22 protein-coding genes are annotated in these 23536 nt (G+C 57.9%); all 22 read right to left on the bottom strand.

Annotated features, from left to right (window positions below):
- Position 1: 1 nt before the first annotated feature.
- Positions 2–1093, bottom strand: coding sequence for a thioredoxin fold domain-containing protein (locus ACOTZF_RS22270; RefSeq protein ID WP_050597336.1), 1092 nt, complete (start codon positions 1091–1093; stop codon positions 2–4).
- A gap of 10 nt (positions 1094–1103) precedes the next feature.
- The gene (locus ACOTZF_RS22265) at positions 1104–2522 is read right to left on the bottom strand and encodes a hypothetical protein (RefSeq protein ID WP_063666705.1); all 1419 of its coding nucleotides are present in this window, start codon (positions 2520–2522) and stop codon (positions 1104–1106) included.
- 101 nt (positions 2523–2623) lie between these two features.
- Complete coding sequence (excA, locus tag ACOTZF_RS22260) at positions 2624–3247, bottom strand: plasmid IncI1-type surface exclusion protein ExcA (RefSeq protein ID WP_032440592.1); 624 nt, start codon at positions 3245–3247, stop codon at positions 2624–2626.
- 65 nt (positions 3248–3312) lie between these two features.
- Positions 3313–5457: a DotA/TraY family protein gene (locus tag ACOTZF_RS22255; RefSeq protein WP_032440591.1), complete on the bottom strand. Its 2145-nt coding sequence runs from the start codon at positions 5455–5457 to the stop codon at positions 3313–3315.
- A 41-nt stretch (positions 5458–5498) separates the two neighbouring features.
- Positions 5499–6080, bottom strand: coding sequence for a conjugal transfer protein TraX (gene traX / locus ACOTZF_RS22250; protein WP_050597335.1), 582 nt, complete (start codon positions 6078–6080; stop codon positions 5499–5501).
- Entirely contained in the window at positions 6077–7273 is a 1197-nt protein-coding gene (gene traW / locus ACOTZF_RS22245) for a conjugal transfer protein TraW (protein ID WP_032440590.1), read from the bottom strand. Before traW ends, traX begins: the two co-directional genes overlap by 4 nt.
- Before the next feature lie 9 nt (positions 7274–7282).
- Positions 7283–10330 (bottom strand): conjugal transfer protein, encoded by a 3048-nt coding sequence (locus ACOTZF_RS22240; protein ID WP_032440589.1) that lies wholly within the window; start codon positions 10328–10330, stop codon positions 7283–7285.
- Positions 10331–10339: 9 nt separating this feature from the next.
- Complete coding sequence (locus ACOTZF_RS22235) at positions 10340–10903, bottom strand: hypothetical protein (RefSeq protein WP_045325070.1); 564 nt, start codon at positions 10901–10903, stop codon at positions 10340–10342.
- A gap of 43 nt (positions 10904–10946) precedes the next feature.
- Positions 10947–11348: a DUF6750 family protein gene (locus ACOTZF_RS22230; protein WP_032440588.1), complete on the bottom strand. Its 402-nt coding sequence runs from the start codon at positions 11346–11348 to the stop codon at positions 10947–10949.
- Positions 11349–11403: 55 nt separating this feature from the next.
- A complete protein-coding gene (gene traQ / locus ACOTZF_RS22225) occupies positions 11404–11937 on the bottom strand; it encodes a conjugal transfer protein TraQ (RefSeq protein WP_032440587.1) in 534 nt (177 codons plus the stop codon).
- Between the two features lie 9 nt (positions 11938–11946).
- Positions 11947–12666, bottom strand: coding sequence for a conjugal transfer protein TraP (gene traP, locus ACOTZF_RS22220; protein ID WP_050597333.1), 720 nt, complete (start codon positions 12664–12666; stop codon positions 11947–11949).
- A 6-nt stretch (positions 12667–12672) separates the two neighbouring features.
- Positions 12673–14013: a conjugal transfer protein TraO gene (gene traO / locus ACOTZF_RS22215; protein ID WP_032440586.1), complete on the bottom strand. Its 1341-nt coding sequence runs from the start codon at positions 14011–14013 to the stop codon at positions 12673–12675.
- Between the two features lie 3 nt (positions 14014–14016).
- On the bottom strand, positions 14017–15120 hold the full coding sequence (locus ACOTZF_RS22210; protein WP_077264204.1) for a DotH/IcmK family type IV secretion protein: 1104 nt from the start codon (positions 15118–15120) through the stop codon (positions 14017–14019).
- 10 nt (positions 15121–15130) lie between these two features.
- Positions 15131–15799 (bottom strand): DotI/IcmL/TraM family protein, encoded by a 669-nt coding sequence (locus ACOTZF_RS22205; protein WP_032440585.1) that lies wholly within the window; start codon positions 15797–15799, stop codon positions 15131–15133.
- 71 nt (positions 15800–15870) lie between these two features.
- On the bottom strand, positions 15871–16224 hold the full coding sequence (locus tag ACOTZF_RS22200) for a hypothetical protein (protein WP_032440584.1): 354 nt from the start codon (positions 16222–16224) through the stop codon (positions 15871–15873).
- 33 nt (positions 16225–16257) lie between these two features.
- Positions 16258–19671, bottom strand: a complete 3414-nt coding sequence (locus ACOTZF_RS22195) for an LPD7 domain-containing protein (RefSeq protein ID WP_052145516.1) — start codon at positions 19669–19671, stop codon at positions 16258–16260.
- A gap of 17 nt (positions 19672–19688) precedes the next feature.
- On the bottom strand, positions 19689–19955 hold the full coding sequence (icmT, locus tag ACOTZF_RS22190) for an IcmT/TraK family protein (RefSeq protein WP_032440577.1): 267 nt from the start codon (positions 19953–19955) through the stop codon (positions 19689–19691).
- The gene (gene traJ / locus ACOTZF_RS22185; RefSeq protein WP_077255878.1) at positions 19952–21139 is read right to left on the bottom strand and encodes a plasmid transfer ATPase TraJ; all 1188 of its coding nucleotides are present in this window, start codon (positions 21137–21139) and stop codon (positions 19952–19954) included. Before traJ ends, icmT begins: the two co-directional genes overlap by 4 nt.
- Positions 21117–21935, bottom strand: a complete 819-nt coding sequence (locus tag ACOTZF_RS22180; protein WP_032440576.1) for a type IV secretory system conjugative DNA transfer family protein — start codon at positions 21933–21935, stop codon at positions 21117–21119. Before ACOTZF_RS22180 ends, traJ begins: the two co-directional genes overlap by 23 nt.
- Positions 21932–22399, bottom strand: coding sequence for a DotD/TraH family lipoprotein (locus ACOTZF_RS22175; protein WP_032440575.1), 468 nt, complete (start codon positions 22397–22399; stop codon positions 21932–21934). Before ACOTZF_RS22175 ends, ACOTZF_RS22180 begins: the two co-directional genes overlap by 4 nt.
- A 22-nt stretch (positions 22400–22421) precedes the next feature.
- Entirely contained in the window at positions 22422–22901 is a 480-nt protein-coding gene (locus ACOTZF_RS22170) for a lytic transglycosylase domain-containing protein (RefSeq protein ID WP_032440574.1), read from the bottom strand.
- Between the two features lie 12 nt (positions 22902–22913).
- Positions 22914–23282, bottom strand: coding sequence for a hypothetical protein (locus ACOTZF_RS22165; RefSeq protein WP_126523558.1), 369 nt, complete (start codon positions 23280–23282; stop codon positions 22914–22916).
- Between the last annotated feature and the right edge of the window lie 254 nt (positions 23283–23536).

Genomic DNA, 23536 nt, shown 5'->3' with positions numbered 1-23536 from the left:
ATCAGTTCTCCGCGTTGCTGTGCTCTGTCATGAAGGCGCGCAGGGTGGCCGGATCTTTCATCGTTGACTGCGGTACATGGCGGCCGTCGTCGGCAATGACCCAGGGCGTGCCGGGGATACGGTATTGCCTGAACGCGACATCGTTAATGGCCAGCGCCTCGCCGGCGATTTTCCAGCGTTTATAATCGGGTTGTACCGGGGCTTCTTTTTGATCGTCACCGGTTTTCTTTTTGCCAATGGTGAGCATGCCCTCGTCAACCGAAAACAGTTTCTTCCAGGCCGCAGCGCGGTGCGCCGTCTCCAGATACAGGACAGACTGGATTTTCCGGACAGATTTCTCTTTACCAATCGCAGAGACGGGGAAGACCACCACGTTGTATTCATTACCTAATGCTTCGACGACCGGCTCCCAGTTTTTGCAGTTAGGGCACTCCGGATCGGCAAAAACGTACAGTGTCCGTTCGTGTCCGGAAGACAGGGGGACGGTGAAATAGCCGCGGCCTGCTGCTTTCTGCAGGTTCTGCATAATGTGTGGGCTCAGCGTTTCCTGACTGGCCACGGAAACCGGCCGGGTTGCTGAGGGCCGGACAGGGGAAGCTGTCGGCATCGGCTGGCCATTGTCGGCATTCGGTGTTGTGTGGTTGCCAAAATAGGGATTACCCGGCGCAGGGTTGCGCAGCTCCGGTAGTCCCTGGAAGCGCGCTGCGGCTGTTTCCTCCGAGGCATTCCGGGGCTCTTCCTGTCCGAACGGCGGCATGCCCGCTGAGGGTGTTGCAGGCGCAAAACGCCAGACGGCAAAACAGCTAACCAGCAGCGCAGCCGCGGGCAGGAGGGTTTTCTTCCACTTTATTTTCGGCTTACGATCGCTGAGTACCCGTGTAATGACAGACAGCAGTTGTTCTGCCTCTTTGTAGTCCAGCGCCCGGTATACCGGATGGCTACTGTCGGTATTCAGGCTGACCATCAGCGTGCCCCCTTCGATCCAGAAACTCGGGTCCTCACTCACATTGAGGGAAAAAATCGGTGTGTCGTCATTCAGTGAAGCAATCAGGTGATTACCGGAGATACGGGCATTAAATGTCGGAGTCATCATCGTTGGGGCCTTATATAAAAGCAGGTTCATCGTCGTCCGTCGCCTCACAGGCTGCGGCGTCATGTGATACGTGAGGTGTGGTAACGGTCGATACGGCAGCTGAGGCGGTATCAGTGAGGGGGGGAGTGGACGGCCCGGTGTGTCTCCCGGCGTCCTGGTCGGGATGCGCCTCCGCTGCAGCAGCATTATCTTCAGGCTGTTCTGCTTCTGCAGGTTCCGGTTCATCGCCCTGGAGGTCAGTAAAGCTGTCCTGGCTGAGCGTCGGGGGTAACCAGTCAGGTGCTTTCTTCCGGCGTTCGGTTTTTTTCACGCGTCGCTCATGCACCAGACCCAGCCCTTCCAGCTCGTACTGCAGCCCGTCGATGGCGGATTCGACATAATCGATCTGCAATGGCAGCTTCTCTTTTCGTACCACGATTTCAAAACGCGTCTGAGCAATGACGCCTGCCCCCTCCACAAACACGCTGGCGGTATCGGCACCGTGCAGGGCATACCAGAGCGTGCGATCGATGGGCTTCAGCCAGAGATACTGTGACGGCGGTAGGCGAATATCGTGGCCCAGCAGGCCGCTGAGAGCCGTTCTGACGTACTGGTGTGTGGCATGGATTTCTTTCATCCCCTCCGCCTGCCAGACCGTCAGAAAGGCTTTTTCTGCTCGGGAAAAATCAGGACGGTACAGATTTTTCGTGCGCTTACGTTCTTTACGGTTGCGCGGGAGGCAGCTGCGGTTCAGATCATCCAGCAGTTTTTTGGCAGCCTTACGGTCATTCATCAACACCTGCAGGCCGAACACGGCAAACAGGGCTTTCTCATAATCCTGCAATGTGTCCGGAGAGGCAGACAACCGTGTACCCAGCTGAGAGATAAAAACGTCACGGGCTTTTTCCCGGTCCAGTATGCGCGAGGCGATAAGACCATGCCTGGCGGCGAACTCTTCCGGTTTTTCCGCCCAGCGGCGTTCCGGGCCGTCATCGTTCATTAACAGGTCCGGCGACCGGCTTTCTGCCAGCACCGGCACAATGGCCGGCGACCATTTGCTCATGATCTGCGGCAGCGTGTGGATATTGACGATACGCTTGCTCTTCATGGGCCGGGACGGATGGTTTTTGATGCCGACCAGCGCACTGATGGCGATGGGGAGAAGAAAAATCAGCAGGATGCCGGACGTTTCATTCATCACGGCGAACCAGTCATGCCAGGAGATAGACTGGGCGTGATTGCCGGTACGGGCCAGCAGGTTGATTTTTTCCGCGACCCAGGGATGGATACGCTGAAAATCGACCATCCCCCAGAGCCAGTAGAGCAGCAGGCACGATACCCATACAAATTTACTGAACCACAGCCAGCAGATAATCACGAGGGCGGCAGGGATCAGCAGAAAGCCGTAGGCGTCATCATGGCCGGAAGTGGCCTGACGGTTCTGAGACATAGGGACCTCATTAACACGATAAGCGGATCAGAGATGCAGAAACTGAAAGCCCCCGGGAACCGGGGGCGGTATGGCAGAGGGGACGTTAACGCGACGGGGTATCAGGTGTAGCTGAACACCGTCAGACCGGTCTCTTTGCGGGCGGTACGGGCACGCTCATGGGCCTTCTGAGGGAACTGCAGGTCGGCATACTGCCGGTGCTCCATCGCACAGATGACGTCATACAGCGCGGCAGAATATTTCTCACCGCCCGGTGCATCGACGCTGACGCTGGGGAGTTCCGGGTTTTTGGTTTTGAGGGTGATGACATCGCCCTTATACGCCACCCGCGTCCAGCTGGACATGTCCATCCCCATCACATCGTATTCTCCCTTGCGGCGCATACTGACGTAGAGCAGGGTTCCCCGGATGGCATCCACACCCAGATAGGTCCGGTTGCCCGAGATGATGACGTTCCCTTTCTGCGGCATAAACTCCTCACCACTGACGGCCTCCACCACGCTGTTCAGGGCGCGGCGGCGTTTTTGCAGGGTAAACTGCCGAATGATGAACGGTGCGACAAAAAGAGCCCAAAATATTAGCGCTATTTCCCCATCACCATCTTCTGAAGAAATCGTGTGGAAGAAGGCAAAAAACAGGCATATCGGGAGATAAATCATCGCGGCCCAGAATTTTAACAGTGACACGAAGGTCTCCATGCCGGTACGTTCCCGCTGGCTTGCCATAAGCAGTCCTCATTGTTAATTCATGGTTAAATTATATCATAACCTGTTGATCCTGAGTAAGTTTCTCACCCCTTAAATCCATCTTTGTCCCCGGGAGTACGCTCTTTAGCATCCATTCCCGGGATACGGCCAGGGTTAACCGTACGCCCGACGCCGGCAAAGATATTCGAGACCGAATCGCTCAGGCCGCTGAACAGTGAGGCCCCTTCACGCCCGCCCAGGAAGCCGATGACGTAATCCGGAATGACGACCAGCATCGAGAACACCTTGGTGGCCACGGTGGTGCAAATCCTGGCATAGATAAGCAGCCAACCGACGGCGGTAAACAGGCCGGTCCAGGAGTCAATCTGTGCGTTGGCCAGTGCCGAGGCAAACAGCAGGTTCAGGATCGTACCGGCCGCCACGATAGCTACAGAGGCAAAAAAGAAGGCCAGCACCATCAGGCTGGGGCGCAGCATCATGTCGATAAGAAAGACATAGCCGTAGGCCGCGCGGCTTCCCCGATCCTCTTCGGTGCCCAGGTGCGTGGCGGACCACATCGGGCCGGCGGCACAGCCAACCAGCACGCTGACGGACCAGTTCAGAACGCCGGTCATCCAGTAGATGAACGGGATCGCCGGCAGCAACACAGACAGGCTGAAGCCCGCCGAGAACAGGATCAGCAGCAGGAAGTAGAACGGAGGGGACAGCGCCTGCACCACCGCCGCGACTGTAGCTTTCCAGCCGGTCAGTCCGTTCGTGATTCGTCCCACGATATTATTACCGCTCCATGCAATCGACCCCTGAATGGTCACATAGGCCGTCAGGGCCGTGCCGACCGTGTCTAGGGTGTAGTCCCCGATGGCTTTCATCTTAAGCAATGGATTAACCTGTTCACTGCTGTTATCGGTTTGTCCGATATTTTTCGTCGCAATATAGTTGGTCAATTTTTGCATCGGGCTGTTAAACAGCCCGACGAACACCGATTTCGGATCTTTTGCCCGCCCCGTTTCGATGTCTTTCTTGCTGGTCTGGGTGCCGAGTGCTGCAGTGTAGCTGCTGTTCTGCAGCTGGGCGTTGTAGGCAGCGAACACCTGCTGGTAGAGGTCGGTGTTGCCCATTTCCCCCAGTCCTGTCGGCCCGCTGACGGTCGGTGCTGATTTACCTACGTCGGAGGTCTTGGCGTTCGCGGTCGCAAACGTCTGATACCAGGCACCCAGGGCGATCCAGCCGTAGGTTTTCATGTTGCTGGTCAGACTGCTCTGCAGGGTGTCTTCATAGTCAATCTGATTGAGCGCGGAGTTAATGGTGTTCTCATAGGCGGTTGCTGCATTCTGGATGGTGGTTTCGGCATCGGTCAGCGTACCGGAGTCATCATCACGTTTGCTGATATAGGTACTGACAAACGTCTGTGCGGCGCTGTCGAGGGTCGTCTGCATGGTATCCAGTGCGGACTTCTGTGCGCTGACGATGGCGTCAGTATCCACATCGGAATCAAACAAGACCGACCAGCTGCTGCTGCGCGTGGTCGTGGGGATTTTCGCGGTCCCACAATAGGCGCTGCCGTTGCTGGTTTCATAACTGCCGTCACTGCCGGAGGTGCTCATCTCTGACGTGCTCGCCGAGCCGGCATCGTCGTAGAAGCCGCTGAGCTGTTCGTTGATGGCATACTTGCACAGGTTCATCTCAAAAATCTGCTGGGCTGCATCCCGCGTCGAGCTGGCGACGGGTTGCGTGACCAGTGAATACCCGTCATCCATCATATCCACAGCTTTGTTTGTCAGCAGGTTGGCGCCGCCCACCCCCATGATGGAGGCCGCCCAGAGCATGACCAGCTGCGAAAGCGACCAGCCGCTCGTTGTCGGTACCAGAGTGATGAACCCGACAAAGGACATGAGGGGCGCCATCGCGGTGCGCGTACTGCCGAAGACTTTGCCGGCATTACCCGCTTTGACAATGCTTTTGAGGGTGACAGTCAGAAACCAGAACAGAGCAATGGCACAGATAACGCCGTTCAGGATGCCGAACAGGGAACCGATGACGGTGGTATCCGTTGAAGTAAAGGGCGACGTCACCACGTCGCCAAAGATGGTAACCAACGCCTGGCGGGAGAGGTCACTTGAATTTTCAGCAGCGTCACGAATGGTGCTGTACGTCACGTCATCGGCCAGGGCCGGCAACGAGATGAGCAGCAGCAACAGACCCTGCAGGGGCTGCTTAAATAGTTTCATAGAAAGCCTGCGCGTAAATGAGTAAGAACAGAGGGACCCGTTCAGACAGGGTTCAGGGCGTCTTTGATCCAGTGTGCGTGGTGGAGGAAATCGCTGAAGCGTCCGCCTTCTTCGTCACTGACGCGGCGTTGCTGCAGCTGCCAGAGGCGGTACTGACATATCACCACTTTCAGTGCCGCCAGACTGGCCAGCGCAGCGAAGATCACCACAAAAATAATCGCCCGCCAGAACGTCATCGGGGGCAGGGTGGACGCCGTCAGCAATATCATACTCATCAGTACGGGCGTCAGGACCAGGAACAGTCCGGCGACCACCCACCACAGTCGCTTGAGAAAACGATACTTCCACAGCAGCTGCGGCAGACTGTAGCCACTGGCCTGGACAGCCTGTTCAAATGTCAGCTTCTCGCGTTTTTCCTCGCGCGCCTGACGCCGGAAGGCCTTCAGCCGGGAGATACTGGTCTTCACGGACTGGCTGACGTCCGACCCCATACGGCGCATGTCGTTAATGGGCGTAAAAATCGAGACCGACAAGGAAAGGGCCTTGCGGGCCCTTTTTACTGCCGTTGAACGCGGCGCCTGTCCGGCCGCTTCGGTCTGGTCATCATGGGCATTGTGTGTCATTTGGCGACGCCTCCGCTGATTTCCTGCATCAGTGCCTGCAGCTGCGGGCGATATTCCCGGTCAGCCGCCAGGGCGAGTTGCTGGCCGGCGATAATGTTGCTTTCCCTGAGCTGGTTCTTAATGCCGAGCTGCAGATAATTTGACAGTGACTGTACCCGGATCAGTTCGCGCATCAGGTTATCGCCATCCATTGCCTGCAGGTCTTCCTGGTAATCGGTATTGGCATACCGGCGGCCGACTTCGAAACTTTCAAACTCGCGGGCTGACATCTGGTAGTTACTTTTGGCCAGATCTGACGCGGTGTCATCGAAATACGACCTGGCGGATGCATTTTCCAGCGCTTCTTTCAGCGCGGTGGTCGTGCTGCTGTTGGGTTTACTGTCCGCAATCATCGATAACTGCGGTTGCTGGGCGGCACTCTGAATCGCCTTGTACTGCGTCAGCAGGCCCTGGTACTGCCAGCCGGTTTCATTCTTGATTTCTCCCTTGCCGAGCGTGCGCCCGGGACTGTGTTTCGCGCTGTTCCGCATGTACGCCATCCCGGCATCGATCTGGTCATCACTGAAGGTGAGTTCCGGCTCTTTACCCGCGGCGCCGGCACCGTCATAGAGCGACTGGACCTGGATGTCACCGCCAGGCATGTCGGAGGACACCGACTGGCACAGCGCGGTGCCGCCATACACCGCGTATTCGGCACTGGTGCAGTAATTCGCGTGAATGGCGGCGCTGCGGTAATCATCCTGCGCGGGGAGAACCGGCGCGGAAGCCACGGCTTTCTGAATGGCCGAGTTGCTGATCCCGCTTCCTGACGCCAGAGAGGACGCGGTGGCCCGGGCAGTATTATGAACCTGATGCGCCACGCCGGACGCCGATTCGCTGCAGATGCTGTCCGGCACGCTAAAGCTGGCGCGTGCCTTTTCCAGACGTTCGGTTTCACGGCCGAAATTGTCCGCCTGACGTTGTGCCTGGAAGCCTTCTGTCAGGGTCGCCGTGTTTTTATCGCTCGCCTGGGTAATGGCGCTGCCGATTTCCGTGTTGGTGGTCAGGATTTCTGCCAGCGTGGTTTGCATCGTTGTCAGATGGGGCACAACCTGGCTTGTGATCGGCACACTGGAAACAACGCTAACCGGGTAGGCAGCAAGAGCCTGTCCGCATGCGATGGACAATGCGGCGGCTAAAAGTTTTCGTTTCATGGATTCACCTCAGAGGCGGTAACCGCGTTTTTCGATAATTTCCCGGGCGAGATGGCGGGTGACGTTCCCGGCGTCCTGTTCGCCGGCCTTCTTGCGACGGAATTCAATGACACGCTGAGCCGAACCGTGCTCAAAGTTTTCCGCCAGAATGTCGCGCGCGGTGGCGCCATCCAGTTCCTCATACAGATAATCCCGAAGGGCGGTGTCGCCCGGCGATGAACTCAGCGCCCAGAGTTCTTTCGGGCCCGCGGTGTTTTTCAGAATGTGGGCGATGCGACCGGCTTTCGTGCGGAATACGGCAAGAAAGCTCGTCCCGCTGCCATCAGCGGCCGGGCCTTTCGGTATTTGCATGAACTTCCGGATGGTGACTTCCGGTACCTGGAAGTGATCGACAAGCGCCCGCTCATCTTCGGGGCGGCAGTGCATGAGATACACCGAGTTGGCCGATTTCAGGATCGTGTCAGGGAAGTCGGTCAGGTACTGTGAGCACAACACGGTACGGATACCAAATTTACGCTGTTCACGGTCCTGCGTTTCCAGCATCGGGAAGATGAACGGCACGTCCGAAGCGTTGTGGAGTTCGTCGTAGTATTTCGACTTCACTTCCTGGTCAAGCTGATCCAGTTTTTCCATGTGCATCGGCCGGTACATCTCCGGTACCGCGGCCATCAGCTCTTTACGGTACTGCGGCAGGATGAAGTCTCCGCCGCTCACCTGGCCGGCGAAGAGGTACATGATGCCAGTACGCAACTGCCCTTCGGCACTTTTATCCCCGACGACATTATTCAGGTCGATGGCAATAATGCGGGTGGCCGGGTTAATAATGAACCGGGTCCGGCCGGCCAGCATTTTATAAGTGTTACAAGCCTGGCCGATCACGCGGGCGACATACTCTGTCAGCAGCTCCTGGGAGTTATCACGACAGACGTTGCCGAAGCTCGCTTTGATCTCCGGGCTGTTGATGTACTCGCTCATGTCGGAGAGTTCCGGTACGGCGAGGAACTGTGCCAGCTGGGCCTCTTTCACGTAGCCGGCGCTGAACAGCATGTCGCGGACGTCATACCAGGGACAGTCGTCCCACCATTCCTCGTCATACCGGGTCCAGAGGCCGGACGCTTTTAACGCCCGGGTGATCTCCGGCGATGCGCCGTCTGAAAACTTATTGGGGCTGGTTTCATCCTTATCGCGATAGGCCATCGTAATCACCCGCTCCAGCAGGACGTCGATATCGCGGGAGTTAGGCGGCAGACCGGTGTTGGAGTCAATACACATCGCGGTCAGCATGCTTTTCATCCAGGTTAGTTCCGGGGCGATGGGGTAACGGGCACCCAGCTGGATGTCAAACATATTGCGGCAGTGATCGCTGTGATTGCGCAGTGCCCAGCCGATGGCTTCATCCTTGCGTTCCGGGGGCAGGCTGTCCCGGATAAGCTGGATTTGTCCCTGGGCGCTGTAGCCCTTATCGACAACCGCGATAAAGGGCAGTTTTTGCTGGGCGTTGCACACAATAGCATTGCTGAGCATGTTCATGATGAGCGACTTACCCGAACCGGGTTCACCGACAATCACCTCGGTGTGCTTATTCTGCTTAGCTGACGCCAGCCCCACCGGAATGATTTTGCCGTCAGGGGTCGGGAAAACAATCGAGGCATCATCGGACCAGGCTGACGCGGGCCGGCTTAACGGCAGCAGGCTGAGCGCATCTTTCAGCGGTGGATACAGGTTGTGTGGACCACCACCGGTCCGGGCCGCCAGTAACGTTGACGCCCAGGCACGGTAGGGATTACCAAACGTACTGGTCACCTCACAGACGCCCCAGCCCTGAAACGCTTTGGTCAGCAGGGTGAGGTTCAGCGTTGCCTCTTCCTTCGTTTCTCCCCAGGTTGAAGCCACTATCGTCATCACACAGACCGGATCGTGACTGTCGCGCTTCTTCAGTTCTTCCACCGCTTCCCAGATGGGGCGCAGTGGCGGGATATAAGCGGTATACGTGAGCAGGGTGCCTTTCCACGACAGACTCTTCAGTCCTCCCGGCATGACGTCCATGCGAATACGGTACGGCACGGAGCGGGGGATGCGGGCTTTCAGCTGGGCGAAGGTTAATAGCTGCTGCGGGCCCATCGACACGGAGAGCGTGGCGTGCCACATGCCGTTAATGTTAATGAAGTTGTTTTCGGCGTCGGCATCCACGCCCATGAGCTGGTAGTTCAGCCAGGGGGCGAAGAGCGGTGAAGCGTCTTCCCGGTTACGTTTTCCGTGAGGCCTGACGCGATCGGACGCCAGTACCGGCCGGTAAGTTTCATCGGTGCCCTTTCTGTCCACCTGGCGGCGAATTTCCCGACCGAGCTGATGGACATCCATCAGGTCGATAAGCTGACCATCCCCCCCGTCAAAAAGGGCGGTTTTTATCGTGTTGAGAAAGGCGTCATGGCGAATTTTCAGCCCTGTCAGTTCGGAGAACGCGGGGACCTGGCCAAACTGCGTGCCGGGCGCTTTACTGACGAGTCCGCTGATCCGACGCATGTCGCCTTTCAGCTCCTGAGGCGAAAGGGTTTCTCGCCCCGTCCAGCAGGTCAGCCAGACGCGTTCACGGCTGACCCACGGGGAAATTTTGGCGATCTTTTCATCCAGAATGTCCGCCATGCCCACACCGGTGCGGGCAATGGAGCGGTACTGGTGTGCCAGCAGGCGCTTCAGTTCCGCCTTGCCCTGGTTGGGGTCATTCTCCATCACCATCGAGATTTTGTGGCCCGTCGATTTAAAATCCGTGGCCATTGCCGTAGCCACTTTATTGATAAACCCGTCAAAACTGAATTTCTGACTGGCGGGGGCGTCCTCGTCCATTTCACAGAAGCCACCCTGTACCTCAAAGGTAGAGGCATAATGGCCGGCGTCGGTAACGGCGATAAAGGGGACCTGCATATCCGGATAGAAGTTGCGATCTGACTCCGTCAGATTGACGATGGTCCGCAGGTCGCAGTAGTCCGGCATGGCATTCGAAACCGTGTGCCGGCTGACCGAGGTGATGAAATCTTCAACCGCATTCATTAATGACATGTATAGCTCCTACAGCCTGGGGAGTGTGAGAGTGTTCAGCAGGGTGTCCGCGTCCATGCCGGCAGGCAGCAGCAATGTGAGATCGCTGAACACGGTGGCCGGCAGGACCAGATGACAGCCTGCCAGTCGCTGACGGAATGCCCGCCGGTCGTCCGGGTGTAAGCGTGACATCACTGCCGCAAATTCAGCCGGGCGGGACGTATCCCAGGCGCGTTCGGTTTCCCGTTTGTGGCGGCGCATCCATAGAAGTACCCGCTGCCCCTGTTTTTTCGCGTGACTGTTGCCGGCGATGGTCGCGATACAGGCGATCCGTTGCAGGTTCACGACGTCGGCGGCATGAAGCCCCGGTAACCAGCACAGGTCGCCCTGGTGTGCTGAGGCCGTGTCCAGGTTGTGGCTTATCCAGCAGACTGCACAAACCGCGTCGTTCTCTGCTTCACGGAGCCGGAAAAGCCGCCGGGCGGGCCACCGGCACCGTGAGCAACATTCAGCATTTACCTGAACCGGTGAGGGCGGCGTGTCATCACCGCTGACATCCAGCCAGGCGACATCATCAACACCTTTTTGTGTCACTGAGACCTCCGGAGGGCAGCACGAAGGCTGCCCGTTGTGATGATTAGCTACCGGAACCGACGGTGACTTCGGTCAGGCCCACCTGGCTCTGCGAACGGCGAACGATTTCACCCAGCCCGATGAGGAAGATCCCGACAACCCAGCCGATAATGATGCCTTTGGTGGTGATGTGCGGACTTTTCTCCTTGTTCTTCATGGCAATGATGGTCGCAAACACGATCAGTACACCGACCCCTTCGGCGAAAACCAGCGCGTCTTTTTCCACATCGCTCATCCCGCTCGCACCCTCATCAACCATGTCGGTCAGGGTACCGTCAGCCAGCGCGCTGAGCGGGGTTAACGCCACCAGGCTTGCCATACCGGCAGTGAATTTACGTTTCATGGAATGGCGCAGCTCATGTGCAGTGATGGAAGCTTTTAAGACACGATCGAAGATTGCAGACATAACGTCTCCTTACAGGTAGTTTTGGTTTAAATGTTCCGCGAGAGCGGAGGACAGACTAGAGAGACAGACCGAGGCTGGTCTGGATAGCATCGAGCAGTGTCGGGGCGCAGATAAGAAACACCCCGGTAATGAATTTCACGGCGCCGGTTCCCACATCTTCACCGGCTGACAGACCGGTGTGGCCGTCTTTCAGTGAACGTTTAATGCGCTGTGTGCCGGACAGTGCATAGGCTATACCCAGCGTCTGGAGAAGCGTCAACAGGGCATTGGCCGCATCGGCACCCTGACCAAAGGTGTCGGTGGAAACATACGAGACCTCATCAAAGGTGACATCAGACCAGCCGAGCTGGGCGGCCCCGGCATTGATTATCTGGGACAGCCCTACCAGCATGCCGCCGAGAATGACGACGCCGATGATTTTTCCCGTACCGTTGTGGCCCGGCACTTGGCGGGCCAGTCGGGCCTCTTTGGTCAGTGCGAACATCACCCCATAAATGCCAAGCACAACAGCCAGGGCGAAGATGAACCGGTTACCACTGGTGTGGATCGCACTGGCCAGGTTGACCAGTGCCGTCAGGGCATCAACCATGTATCCCCCTTAACGGATCACGCCTTCAGTCGTGAATACCTGGCGGTTTGCCGAATCGATCCGGATGATGCTGACTTTACCGTCAGCGAGGGTATCGCCCTCACGGACGGCCCAGGTTTTGTTTTTCCAGAAAATCCACGCCGCACCGTCCTGGACTGAACTGACCTTCATGCCTGACGTCAGCAGGCGCTGGCGATGGGGGGCGGACGTTGCGGTGTTGACCTTCTCCACCTCCAGTGTCGCCACCCGTGACTTCAGGATGTTGATCTCCTCCCGATACTGGCTCTGCAGCTGCTGCGTGGTGGCCGCCTGCTGCTGCAAGGTTTTCACGGTGTCGGACAGCCGCTGGATGGCTGTACGGTTGGCTTCCGCGTAGGTTTTGACGCCGTTCACCATCGTGGCCACTTCCTCTTTCACGTTATCGCTGGCCGGCGGTGACAGTGTTGAGGACAATGACCGGTTGTCTGGTTGTGAGGCAGCCGGAGGAACGTTTTCAAAGCCGGCCGCCGCATTCAGCTCATCCTGTGATGACGGGGTGGTGGTGCCAAAGAGATACCAGATGGCCAGGGTGGCGGCGATGAGAATGCCGATAAGCCAGGGACCGTTCAGTCCCAGAACATACTGTTTCTCCAGAAGAAGATATTTCAGACTCGGTTTCTCATGCTGCACGATGGCCGATATATCTGGCTGATCATCCTTGTCTGTGGCGGGATGATTAAATTCATTCATGTTGTTTTACTCCGACGTTTTTTCAGGCTGTGACTGGGTCCGGATGCGTGACTGCGTTTGTTCCCGTAGCTGTGCGAGCGTAGGGCTGACCGGCGAAAGTGCGTTGCCGGTATGGCTGTCCTGCGGGTTTGCCAGCGGGGTGGCCGTATTGCCGGTGGTGTTCTGACCGCGAGGCTTGATTTCATCAGCCGTGGTGACAGCAGCCATAAACTCGACATAAACGGCCTGGCCGGCATCCACCGTGACCTGAGTCGGTGAAATTTTGGCAGCGTCCGACTTCAGTACGTCAGCAGCATTGGATGCGGCTCCACCGGCTACCACGCCGGCCACCGCCTCGCCATCCGGCATCCCGGCATGGCTGGTCACCGTGCTGTAGCCGTTGGTCAGGATCTCGGTATTGGCATCCGCATAGAGGTCACCGGCTTTACCGATACCGGCAGCAATCGACGGCAACAGGATGCGGGACATATAGTGGTGATTCACGTCAGTGGCCACATTGGCCATGAGCGTGTCGTCTTTCAGCGCATAGGCGTCAACACGGTAGTTTTTGCGGTTCCAGTACATGGTTGTCATGTGGATCACCACGCCGTCCCCGCCGAGTTGTGCCTGAGAGGCTTTCAACACCGCACCCTCATAGGGGCCGGTATAGAGCCTGACGACCGCCGGCGAATGGTTGTTGTCGGAATCAATACCAAAATCCACTGAGCCGGGCACACGTGTATAAGCCGGGATCAGCTCGATGACCGGGGCCGTGCTTTCCCCCCCGCCGGATAATCCCCCACCGGTTGTCCGGGGCATGATGGACGATGTCCAGTCAGCGTAAGCCGATTTGGCCTGACTGCCTTCGGCGGCAGCGCCCGGCTCGGTTGCCACGGCCAGAGAGACCTGCTGCAGATCCGGCGACTGTGCCGACGTGTCCATTGATGCGAGGAGTTTATTCAGGGCTGCCTGGTCTGACTTACTGAGGCCCTCGTCCTTTTTCTTCTCCTGCTGTTTTTCCTCGTGAGCGGGCTTCCGCTTTTTCTCTTTCGGGGGGGCTTCCACGGTATGCACCGGGGTGCTCCCGCCTACCGGGATACTGGCGATGAAACTGGAATTATCCGCCCGTGCGGCACTGGCGCCCTCCCGGTTGTATTCGTGCAGGAGCTGACGGTACTGCTCAGTTTCTGCACTCTGGTGTTTCCCGGCACTGGCAACGTTGGTCACATTGATACGGGAAGGTGTCGGCGGCGGGGCAAAAAAGTGGTTCCAGAGCAGGTAGCCCCCTCCGGCAACGCCGGCACAGACGAGGGCAGCCAGCCCGACCAGTAATGTCTTATCGCGACTTGCGTCATTTTCGTTGGCCATGCTTCACTCCAGAGTAATGTTCAGTGCCTGAGAACGCCCCATCACGGAGAACGTCACATAGGGCGTGACCGGGAGCTTAAAGAGGTGCATCCCGTCAGCGGAGGACAGCGTCTGATCAAACTCATCGACTATCTCAGCGCGCGTCCGGATAAAGAGGTCGTCGCCCAGCTGCCAGACGGTGGTATCAGGCACCTGCCCGGTCGCTTTCAGGCGGTGTGCCTCCCTCGGGGGCGTACCATCCAGGAAGGCCTGAAGCGTGTTGTCGTAAAGGCCGATTTTCGATTCCGGCGCGGCCATCGGGCGGGCGGACGGTCCCCGCTGCGGAATGCGCAGATCCAGACGGTTATCGACGGTCCACACCCGGGACTGGCTGTCGGTGTCACCGCTGGTGACTTCCACCGAAATCGGTACGGACAGGCCTTTCAGCAGGACGGTAATGCTGCCGCTCGCATAGGGCCGTTTGGCCACAATGGTGACGATGGGTGAGTCCGGGATGTAATACACATCAAAGTCCTTCGTCATCGGGTTCGTCGGCTTGCCTGCCACAGGCCAGGGGGCGCCCGTAGCATCGGTAAAACTCAGGTTGCTGGGATGGTTTACCGCTGTGCGGACCAGAGGCAGACTGGAACCCGGTGACAGATTCACCGTCTGCGCACTGATGCGGGGTACCACCGTCATCGCCGGGGAAGCCAGCGCCCGGTTGATATTCTCTTTCTGCCCCCGCAGTTGTCGGACTTCATCCGGTGTCAGGGGCGCAACCTGCTTCTGCGCGGCACTGTACAGCGGCGAAGGCGGCGGGAGTTCGTCACTGCCTGGCGTCGCCGCCGGTGCCGGGTCCGTCTGCGAACTGGCCTGTGGCGCGGCGACTGTTGATGCAGATGGCGGTGCGGCCTGAGTGGTTTCTGGCGCTTGCACCGGCGGCGCCGGTGGCTGTTCAGCGGGCTGCGGCGGTAATCCGGCTTTATTCATCAGCGCGGCATCCTGTTGGGGGCCGTCAGTGACCAGTATCGGATCGGCAGAGTGAGGTACCACGGTCTGTTGAGTCTCCACCGCCCCGACGTTGCAGCACATCACGGCGAGTAAAGAGAGTGCAAAATACGGTTTCATGCGTTCTCCGTTAATGACTGGAAGTCATGATGGTCTGCCTGACCTCCAGGCCGAGGGGCTTTTCCCGTGGATCGGTTTGCTGGATAGTCAGCTCGATGATGTAATTCGCTGCAGGCAGGCTGCGCTCCTGGCCATCGAGCTTCAGGGAGACGGGATACTGAACCCTGACGGTATAGATCCCGTTAATAATGCCCTGGCTGTGTACGACCCCCGGCGAGACGGTGGTGGACAGGTTCATGCGTTGATCGCGCACCATCTTCAGCACGTTCGAGCTCGTCAGCGCCTTGTAATAATCGGCGTATCCCTGATTGGTAAAGCGCGTCATCACCGATGTCATCTGCTGACGGTAGTGAACGAAGTCCATCGTGAAAGCCCGCTGGATGGTGTCGGCGCCGAAGCCAGCAATGTCTTCCATCGACCAGGCCGGTTTGTTCAGCGGATAAATCGGTGTGACACGGCCGCTTTCCGTGGCGAAGTAGTGATTATCCGGGTGATACACTTTCCACAGCGTCACACCGCTGAGGGAAGTGATGAGCAGGAACGCGGTGCCCAGAATGAGGTTTGATGTCAGCAGCTTACGGGCGAAGGTCGCCCCCAGCGCCTGCTCATTCTGCAGGCGAATGGCTTCGTCGTAGACCTGTTGTTCCTGCGCTGAAAGGGAACGCGTTGTCTGAGGCACAGACGAGTCTGTGCCCCCTGTCGCGGGTGTATTCATGGCGTTTTTCCGTAAGAAAAGGGGACGGTCGGGGATTAGTTGGTTAACTCATCCCAGGGGTCAATACTGGACGGGATGTGACTATTCACTTCACTGACCACTGAGCTGCAAATTTCATCCGCGTAACCGTTCAGAATGGAAGATAAGCTGCTGAAATTCGGCATGGTAATGGACAGGGTCCTGATTTTATCCAGGCAACTCTGCAGGGAGTCAGAGACATCTGATTCCCGTTCATACCAGGCTTCGGCCGCTTTTTTTGCTGTCTGGTATCCCGTGTCACTGCCTGTCTCGGCCGCGGTGGCAGCCCGGCAGGTGGCGGCCTGCAGCGAGAGGGGCGTCAGGAAGAGGGCGCAGACAACCAGGGCGCCCAGTGTTTTTTGTACTGGCATAATGGATTCCTCATGAGGGTCGGGTGCTGCGTGTTACCCCGGGCGTCCGGCTCCCGGTGCGGCCTTGTGATGATGTTCTGCCCGGGGCTGCGACTTTGGGTAGTCGGTGTCGGGACGGAAAGGTTCATCAAATCCGAGTCTGGCGTGGATAGTCCGGGGTAAGGTTTCCGGATTTTCCAGCTTACCAATCAGCTTTTTGTCCGTGTCGGTCTCCCCCGCGAAACGAAAGGCCATGGCATCCCGCGCAACGGGCTTACCTTCCACCTTGTTTAAGGCCTGTCCGTATCCCACGGTTTTGAGGCCATCAGGGGTTATCGCGTTGATAATCAGACTGGCATTGCTCTGATTTCCCGTCATGGAAGCCAGGACGTGCTGGTACTGTCCGTTAATCTGCGCAATGCCCTGCAGGTAAGGGCCATGCCCTTTGACCAGGTGCAGTGCCAGCTGTCCGTCATCCCGCCAGGCGCTGACGACCGGGGTCGTGGACTGGCCATCTTTAGCCGGAAGTTTTACCGTGGCCGGGTCGCCGGCATCGCCCGTTCCCCGCCCGTCGGGCCGTATCCACAGCAGGTTATTTTTCTGCCCGGCGATCGGTGGCACGTTCTCTGCCTGCACGGTGCGCAACAGACGGGCCTGTATTTTGCTGTACTCATGGAGGTCATACGCGGAGAGGGTTTCCCCGGTAGTGGGTGTCGCCGGCGGGCGAACGCGGGGATTAACCAGCGGCGTCATGCTCCATGAATTTCTGTGCGCCGTGATCTGTTCGTATCCCTGGATTTTTCCGTCCTTCATGACGGGCTGATTGACGGTGACAGGTTTATTCCCTTCAAACTTCAGACTGACGACCTGACCTTCACTGACGCGACTCTGATTGATGGCCTGTTCCAGCTCTTTTCCCCAGACCTCCCGGACTCCCTCGCGGGTTTCGAGATGAACGTAATAGTTCATGCTGTTCCGTTCATTGAACTGGTAATGCGCCCGGCCATGCTCCAGCAGGCGCCCCTTCACGCCGTCTTTAAAGTCCTCGGCTTTCGTCGCTAAAGGTGGTTGCCCCGCCGGTTCAGAGGCCTTAACCGGCGGTTCGGCCGTACCACCGGGCGGGACCGGGGAGGGTTGTTCTCCTGCCGGTGCTGGACCGGGCGCGTTTTTGCCGGGACTGGTCTGAACGGACGCATCCGCAGGCATCACGGGCGTGGCATTGATACTGTCGCGGACATCCGGCCTGTCAGCGGCCTGTTGTTTCAGGGCCTCGTTTAACATGGCCTGCTGTACCGGATCGCGCATCTGAACATCCAGCCCGTGTGATGCAATCAGCCCGATAACTTTCGTCTGAAAGGTCTCGCTGCCGGTGATCTGGATCCTGCGACCATAATGCTGCATTGCCGTGAGCAGTGCGGCCATCACCATGTCATCCTGCTTACTGGCATCCGGGGTTTCCATTGTCATCCGGTTGCCATGATCGCGAAATGCCGGCTGGCCATCGAGCTTGTACAGCACCGTGTTGTTCTGCATTTCATGCGTGATGCGCTGAAGCAGGGCATTGGTATCAATTAAGGTTGATGCGGGCGCTGTCTCCGGGGTGAAGTTACCTTCGCCCGGCGCGCGGGGCCCCCATACGATGGCATTTTCAGTTTCATCCGGCTCATTCGCAGCGGTCGTCGCGTTTTCTGCCGTGGTTTTTGCTTTTACCGGTGCCAGATTGTCATCTGCCGCCGGATCTGCAGATACCTCTGGTTCCGCAGGCGCTGAGGTCACTTTCAGAAGGCTGGCGAAGGTGGGCGCCGCTGCTGCTTCCGGCGCCGATGCTGCTTCCGGTGCCGCTGTTGCTTCCGGTGCCGCTGCTGCTTCCGGCGCCGTTGTTGCTTCCGGCGCCGCTGCTGCTTCCGGTGCCGCTGTTGCTTCCGGTGCCGCTGTTGCTTCCGGTGCCGCTGTTGCTTCCGGTGCCGCTGCTGCTTCCGGCGCCGTTGTTGCTTCCGGCGCCGCTGCTGCTTCCGGCGCCGTTGTTGCTTCCGGCGCCGCTGCTGCTTCCACAGCCATCATGGCTTCATAACTCTCCATATCTGCGCTGGTATTGTCAGGCCCTTCCTGTGATACGTTGTCATACGCGGGGACCGGCTCAGGGAAGGGCTGCGCAGGTGCCTGCTTTTCAACTGGAACTGTCATTGTTTGCGTCTCCGGGTGATACAGATGTGCAGCAAGGCCGGGTGTCTCCGCCAGTACGGTTTTCAGTGAATCTAGCCCGCGAGCTGAATGGAGATCGTTGAAATCAGACAGCCCTGCTTTCATTTCCTGCTCAGTAAATGGCGGTATCACAACATGTCCGTCAGGCACACGATCGGCGGCCTGTAACGCCATAAACAATCCCTTCATTTCCTTCAGTTTTTCTTCATCCATATAGAAACCCGGATCGCTGGGGACAAAACGGGAGGACTGAATGGCAAGGTAAAGATCGTCTTTGTTATCGTTTTTCTTCAGGTCCATATCGGCCATGAAGAAGTGCGGGCTGTCGGGGAACCGCTGTCCGAATCCTTCCGCTATCGTTCTCATATTGCCGGCATCGATGGCCATCACGACCGGGAAGCCTGTCGCTGCAGTGAGGCTTCTGGCAGTCGCATACCCTTCGGCATACAAAATGGGCTGGCCATTCACCGGCATGCCGCCGGTGATAAAAAAATTGCCGGCTTTGGGCGCTTCAGAATAGAGTTTCTTTTCCCCGTCTTCGGCGATGTACTGCAGGGACTGAAATTCACCGTCCTGGTTATAAAACGGTACTACCAGTCGGTTGTTGCGGGTGACACGTAATGCCGGATCGGCGGAAACGCCTTTACGCATCAGATAAGGATGTGAGTCTGTCGCCGGGGCCAGCTGGTCATAAAGCTGGCTGGCCGCACGGGCTTTTTCCGCATAGGCCTGCTGCCGGGCACGTTCGCTATCGTCCTGCGCCTGGCGAGTTGCAGCGCGAATGTGCAGCCGTGTCAGCGGGTCCGTTTCTCCCCCCTGAGCCCGCCACCGGGAAACTTCTTTTTCCGACGAGCGGTGGTAATTCACAAAGATGCCGGCGGGGTGGCCGTCAGTGAACCCTTTATAGGCACCGCCCCCTTCTCGGTGAGATTTACCCTTTTTATCCTCTTCGACTCTGGCCCGGTGCCATTTCCCGTCCATGACGGGGAGGCCTTCCAGGATGAAACCGGCTTCCTTTAACCTGTCAGCAAACTCCACCCGGGGGTCGGCGTCGCCCGTTGCCCGCGCGGAAGTATCAGGGAGCCATAACCGGATGCCGGCTAAGGCGGTGCCTTCCCGTGCATACCAGAGCTTATCGTCCGGTGACCAGCTGATATTGGGTCTGCCGTCACTGGCGAGGCCGCCTGCGGCGACGGCTTCGTCTTTTTCTTCATGGGGTACTGCGAGCCACAAACGTCGGTCTGCGACCTGAGCATGCTGAGCCATACACGATACCTGCTGAATTATTCATAGAAGCGGCGATACCACCAGGGACGACCGGCCTTCCGGCTTCCCCGCACCATGTGTAGAAGACGTTGCAGCAACACCGGCCACGACCAGCCGAAATGCGCGATAACGCCGAAGAACGTCAGTACGCCCGTGCAGATCCACAACGTCATGAAGGTCGGGAACTTGCACCAGACGAGATAGATCAGGAACATCCCGACCGGGACACCGTAAACGGTCAGCGGCCGGCTGGATTCACGCCAGCGGTTTTCCACGCTTCTCATACGCAGGCCTCCATTTCCCGAAGTTCTGCAGGCGATACAACGGAGAGCATTTCATCGCGGTCAATGATGCCCTCCCGGAGCAGCGTGAAGGCTTTATCAGCGATGCGGCCTTTCTTCTCCCGCACTTTCCGGTTCAGCAGGTGGCCCCATTCGGTATAAGGCACCTGAGCCATTTCGTTTCGCAGAGGCTGGTCGAATACCAGGTATTCGCGTACCGCCTGACGTTTGCCGTCTGTGGTTCTGAGCAGACGCTGGACGATGATGTACTGCATCGTGCCCATCACATCGCGTGCCGTCGCCTCCCGGATTTCAATCGGGATACCGGCTAACAGACGGGGGATCGTTTCGCCAACGGAATCCGTGTGGAGGGTGCTCAGGCACAGGTGACCTAACAGTGCGCTCAGCACGGCGGCCAGAATGGTCTCGGTGTCGCGCATTTCCCCGACGCCGATAATGGACGGTGCCCGGCGAAGCGCCGCCCTGATGGCTTCAGCAAAGGTGGCAACATCCCGGCCGAGCTCCAGCTGTGTCGCCGGCAGCACATCGCCTTTACGGCCGATAATGTACTCCACCGGATCCTCAGCGGTGGTGATTTTGCGGTCAGGGAAGAGGTTCGCACAGTAACGGTAAATGGCGGCCAGCAGGGTGCTTTTCCCTGACCCGGTTTCACCGCAGACCAGACCAAGGCCTTTATGGGGCAGCAGTGCTTCAAACAGGTCCGGCTCGATCCCCATCGCTTCCAGCTCAGGAATGGCTGTCGGGATAACGCGCTGTGTCATGGCACAGGTGGTCAGCATGTTGGCTGCGGTTGCCTGCACAACATTGCAGCGAAAGCGCAGGCGTTCACCGCGATCGAGGCCATAGCGTTTATTCTGATCGCCATCGAGCTGTATGGCCCGGTCCTGGGGGGTTCCTCCCCGGACCTTAGCGCGAAGTTCCGGGTCAAATAATCCGTCAATAATGTCCGAGAGGATATTGTCCGGTAACGAGAAGGGCGTCACCGGTACCATCCGGCCATAGCGTTCGATGACGATGGGGTTGCTGCCCTGAACGTGAATGTCGCTGACGGCATTTTTGGCTGCCCATACCAGAAAGGCTTTGTAACTTTGCACATTAACCGCACCACCGAAATCAAACATTTCAAGATCGGGGGTGGAGGGATCAGAAGGTTTGGTGGGATTCATGGTGTGACTCCGTGTTGATGACCGGTTTCCAGTGACCTTTATTTGGATTGAACTCGGCATGCCTGCGCAGATTGCGGACGCGATCGCCTGTGACCAGTTTTTTATGGCCGCCGCTGACGCTCTGTTGTTGCTCGGTAATTTCCGGGCGAGAGATATAGCCTTCCCGCAACAGGCGTGAGTAGAGCAACATGCCCCGGTAATCCCGGGTCAGGCGGTTAAAGTTGGCCTCCAGCGTGTGATCGGCACCGTCACGTCCGTCCTGCCAGCCTTTCTCCACCGCTTCCTGCCAGATTTTCTGTTCATCACTGTTTTTGGGGATGACGCCACCTTCCTGGCCAGAGGGGGATGTCGTGCTCAACCCTGCCAGTAACCAGCGGCGCCAGGACGGCGGGTTACTGACAAAGCGTTCCGGCAGAATGATTTGGTACACGCGGCTTGCGGTGCGGATCTGATCGTCGGTGATATGCGCCACATCCTGCGCTTCGTCGATGACAGGCGGTAACCAGCCTTCCTGACTGACGAGCGTTCTGAAGTCATACAGGGCATTCAGCGCGCTTTCCCGGGCCTTCAGCGCGTTAACCAGCTCAAATGCACGTTGCGCTTTCCCGCCCCGGAATCCGATGGTGTGACCTGCTGATCGGATGATGGCGGCCCGGGCGTCAGTGATGTCACTCTCACTGTCATTGCTGATGTCCAGGTAGTGTTCCATACCCTGTGGGATTGACGGCTCGCTGTCGTCTGCCATCGCATATCCGGCGACACACAGACAGAGCAGCACGATAGCGGTATGTTTCATCGGCGGCCCCCCGGCGTTGCTTTCACCGGCATAAACTCGACCTGCAGCAGGCCCGGATACTGGTGCAGCGTGGCACGCCAGCTGATTTGCGATTCGACAAGGCGCAGCAGATTCTGGAACGTCATATCGCGGACATGAATGTTCAGCGGTAACGGCAGGTGGACGCCGCTGTAGTTAAACTGAAGACCGCGCTGTCTGGCCAACTGGGCCAGCAGTTCGATCGCATCGCCGTCCCAGTCGAGTGAGAGGCGCGTGCTGTTAGCGTATATCGTGTCTGCCGGTAGCGGTGTGCGGATATTGATGACCTTCTCGTCCCAGAGCTGGTATTGCTGAGCTCGCACTACCGAGACGTTCTGCGACGTTTTTTCCGGCGGAACGTACGGCGCCGTAATGACGGATTTCGGTTGCTGGCAGCCGGCCAGCATGAACGAAGCCACTACCGTGGCCAGAAGCTTTTCTATCATGGGGAACCTCAGTCTGTGCGGTTTAACTGGCACGGTGCTGCCTGGCGTACAGGCGTTCGTAGATGGAGCGGATTTCTGCGGCGTAGTTCTGACGTTTTATTTCCTGTTTCGGGTCATCTGAGAAACCGGCGTTATAGGAGCCGAGACAACGCCAGGTGTTACCACATTTTTTCAGGTGTTTTGCAAGCACCCAGGCGCCGGCCTGAACACATAAGCACGGGTCTTTTAACAGATCGTCAGCAGAAGAAATGACACCCATCGATACCAGCGCCCGGACGTTCGCCGTATTGATTTGCATGAGGCAATAATCAGAGCTGAGCAGCCTGCCGGCTTTATCGTAGTTACGGCCGACAGCGTCAGGGCGGAGGCTGCTTTCCCAGATTGCGATGGATTCAACGACGAGCGGGTTCTGGTTGTACTTCGATGCGGCATAGTTAAAACAGTAGGCCTGCGCCTGGGGCAGAAAAAGCAGGGAGCAAAGAAAAATTGCCGGCAGTTTCATGGACCCCTCCCGTTACTGATGGCTGAAGAGACGAGGTCGGGGGCTGTATGAGGTTATCGTGATTCGTGACTGTCCCCATTCAACCGTCGCGTAGAGCGACTTCGCCGAGACCAGATTATTGAGTACGCGCGGCCACTGATCGTTAAGAGACAGGTTCACCCGTTGCCGGCGCACTTTTTCCAGACCCGGGGACCAGTTGACTGACCAGCCGACAGGAATGATGCGTTGTGCGGCATCCTGAACGGTAATGTTCCGGGCGTAACCAGCGCGTTGCGGGAATGATAAAGGTCCCGGGCGCCCGTTGTAGGAAACATGGCTCAGTGCCGGCAGCTGAACGTTTTGCGATACCGGAAGGGACGGGCTTCGGTAAGGTTCGATCACTCCTGGTCTGACAGGCGTTGAAGGTGGTAACGGTTTAATCAGTGCAGTAGGGGATACCGGTCGGGCCGGATTCGGTCCTGTCTGGTGAAGGCCTGTCTGGGCCTGGCTGATAGTCTGAGCGCTGTCTGCGATTAGACCATCGATGTATATGCTGGCAGGGGCGTCAGTGCTGGCTGAGTGTGAGACACAGCCAGCCAGAACTGCGGGGATAAGCAGCCCTGGAAGTAGATGTTTCATAATGATGGCTCCGATGA

The sequence above is a fragment of the Enterobacter cloacae complex sp. SHL021 genome (assembly GCF_049237765.1).
Classification (GTDB): domain Bacteria; phylum Pseudomonadota; class Gammaproteobacteria; order Enterobacterales; family Enterobacteriaceae; genus Enterobacter; species Enterobacter cloacae.
Note: the sequence above shows the minus strand (reverse complement) of the source record. Positions and strands in the feature narration are given on the sequence as shown.

Bases quoted from the DNA above. Each gene is read 5' to 3' on its own strand.
- traW (WP_032440590.1), bottom strand. From the start codon at position 7,273: ATGAAACGAAAACTTTTAGCCGCCGCATTGTCCATCGCATGCGGACAG.
- traX (WP_050597335.1), bottom strand. From the start codon at position 6,080: ATGACACACAATGCCCATGATGACCAGACCGAAGCGGCCGGACAGGCG.
- excA (WP_032440592.1), bottom strand. From the start codon at position 3,247: ATGGCAAGCCAGCGGGAACGTACCGGCATGGAGACCTTCGTGTCACTG.
- ACOTZF_RS22180 (WP_032440576.1), bottom strand. From the start codon at position 21,935: ATGAAACATACCGCTATCGTGCTGCTCTGTCTGTGTGTCGCCGGATAT.
- ACOTZF_RS22270 (WP_050597336.1), bottom strand. From the start codon at position 1,093: ATGATGACTCCGACATTTAATGCCCGTATCTCCGGTAATCACCTGATT.
- ACOTZF_RS22170 (WP_032440574.1), bottom strand. From the start codon at position 22,901: ATGAAACTGCCGGCAATTTTTCTTTGCTCCCTGCTTTTTCTGCCCCAG.
- traO (WP_032440586.1), bottom strand. From the start codon at position 14,013: ATGGCCAACGAAAATGACGCAAGTCGCGATAAGACATTACTGGTCGGG.
- traQ (WP_032440587.1), bottom strand. From the start codon at position 11,937: ATGGTTGATGCCCTGACGGCACTGGTCAACCTGGCCAGTGCGATCCAC.
- icmT (WP_032440577.1), bottom strand. From the start codon at position 19,955: ATGAGAAGCGTGGAAAACCGCTGGCGTGAATCCAGCCGGCCGCTGACC.
- ACOTZF_RS22265 (WP_063666705.1), bottom strand. From the start codon at position 2,522: ATGTCTCAGAACCGTCAGGCCACTTCCGGCCATGATGACGCCTACGGC.
- ACOTZF_RS22255 (WP_032440591.1), bottom strand. From the start codon at position 5,457: ATGAAACTATTTAAGCAGCCCCTGCAGGGTCTGTTGCTGCTGCTCATC.
- traJ (WP_077255878.1), bottom strand. From the start codon at position 21,139: ATGAATCCCACCAAACCTTCTGATCCCTCCACCCCCGATCTTGAAATG.
- ACOTZF_RS22210 (WP_077264204.1), bottom strand. From the start codon at position 15,120: ATGAAACCGTATTTTGCACTCTCTTTACTCGCCGTGATGTGCTGCAAC.
- ACOTZF_RS22195 (WP_052145516.1), bottom strand. From the start codon at position 19,671: ATGGCTCAGCATGCTCAGGTCGCAGACCGACGTTTGTGGCTCGCAGTA.
- ACOTZF_RS22230 (WP_032440588.1), bottom strand. From the start codon at position 11,348: ATGTCTGCAATCTTCGATCGTGTCTTAAAAGCTTCCATCACTGCACAT.
- traP (WP_050597333.1), bottom strand. From the start codon at position 12,666: ATGAATGAATTTAATCATCCCGCCACAGACAAGGATGATCAGCCAGAT.
- ACOTZF_RS22240 (WP_032440589.1), bottom strand. From the start codon at position 10,330: ATGTCATTAATGAATGCGGTTGAAGATTTCATCACCTCGGTCAGCCGG.
- ACOTZF_RS22200 (WP_032440584.1), bottom strand. From the start codon at position 16,224: ATGCCAGTACAAAAAACACTGGGCGCCCTGGTTGTCTGCGCCCTCTTC.
- ACOTZF_RS22175 (WP_032440575.1), bottom strand. From the start codon at position 22,399: ATGATAGAAAAGCTTCTGGCCACGGTAGTGGCTTCGTTCATGCTGGCC.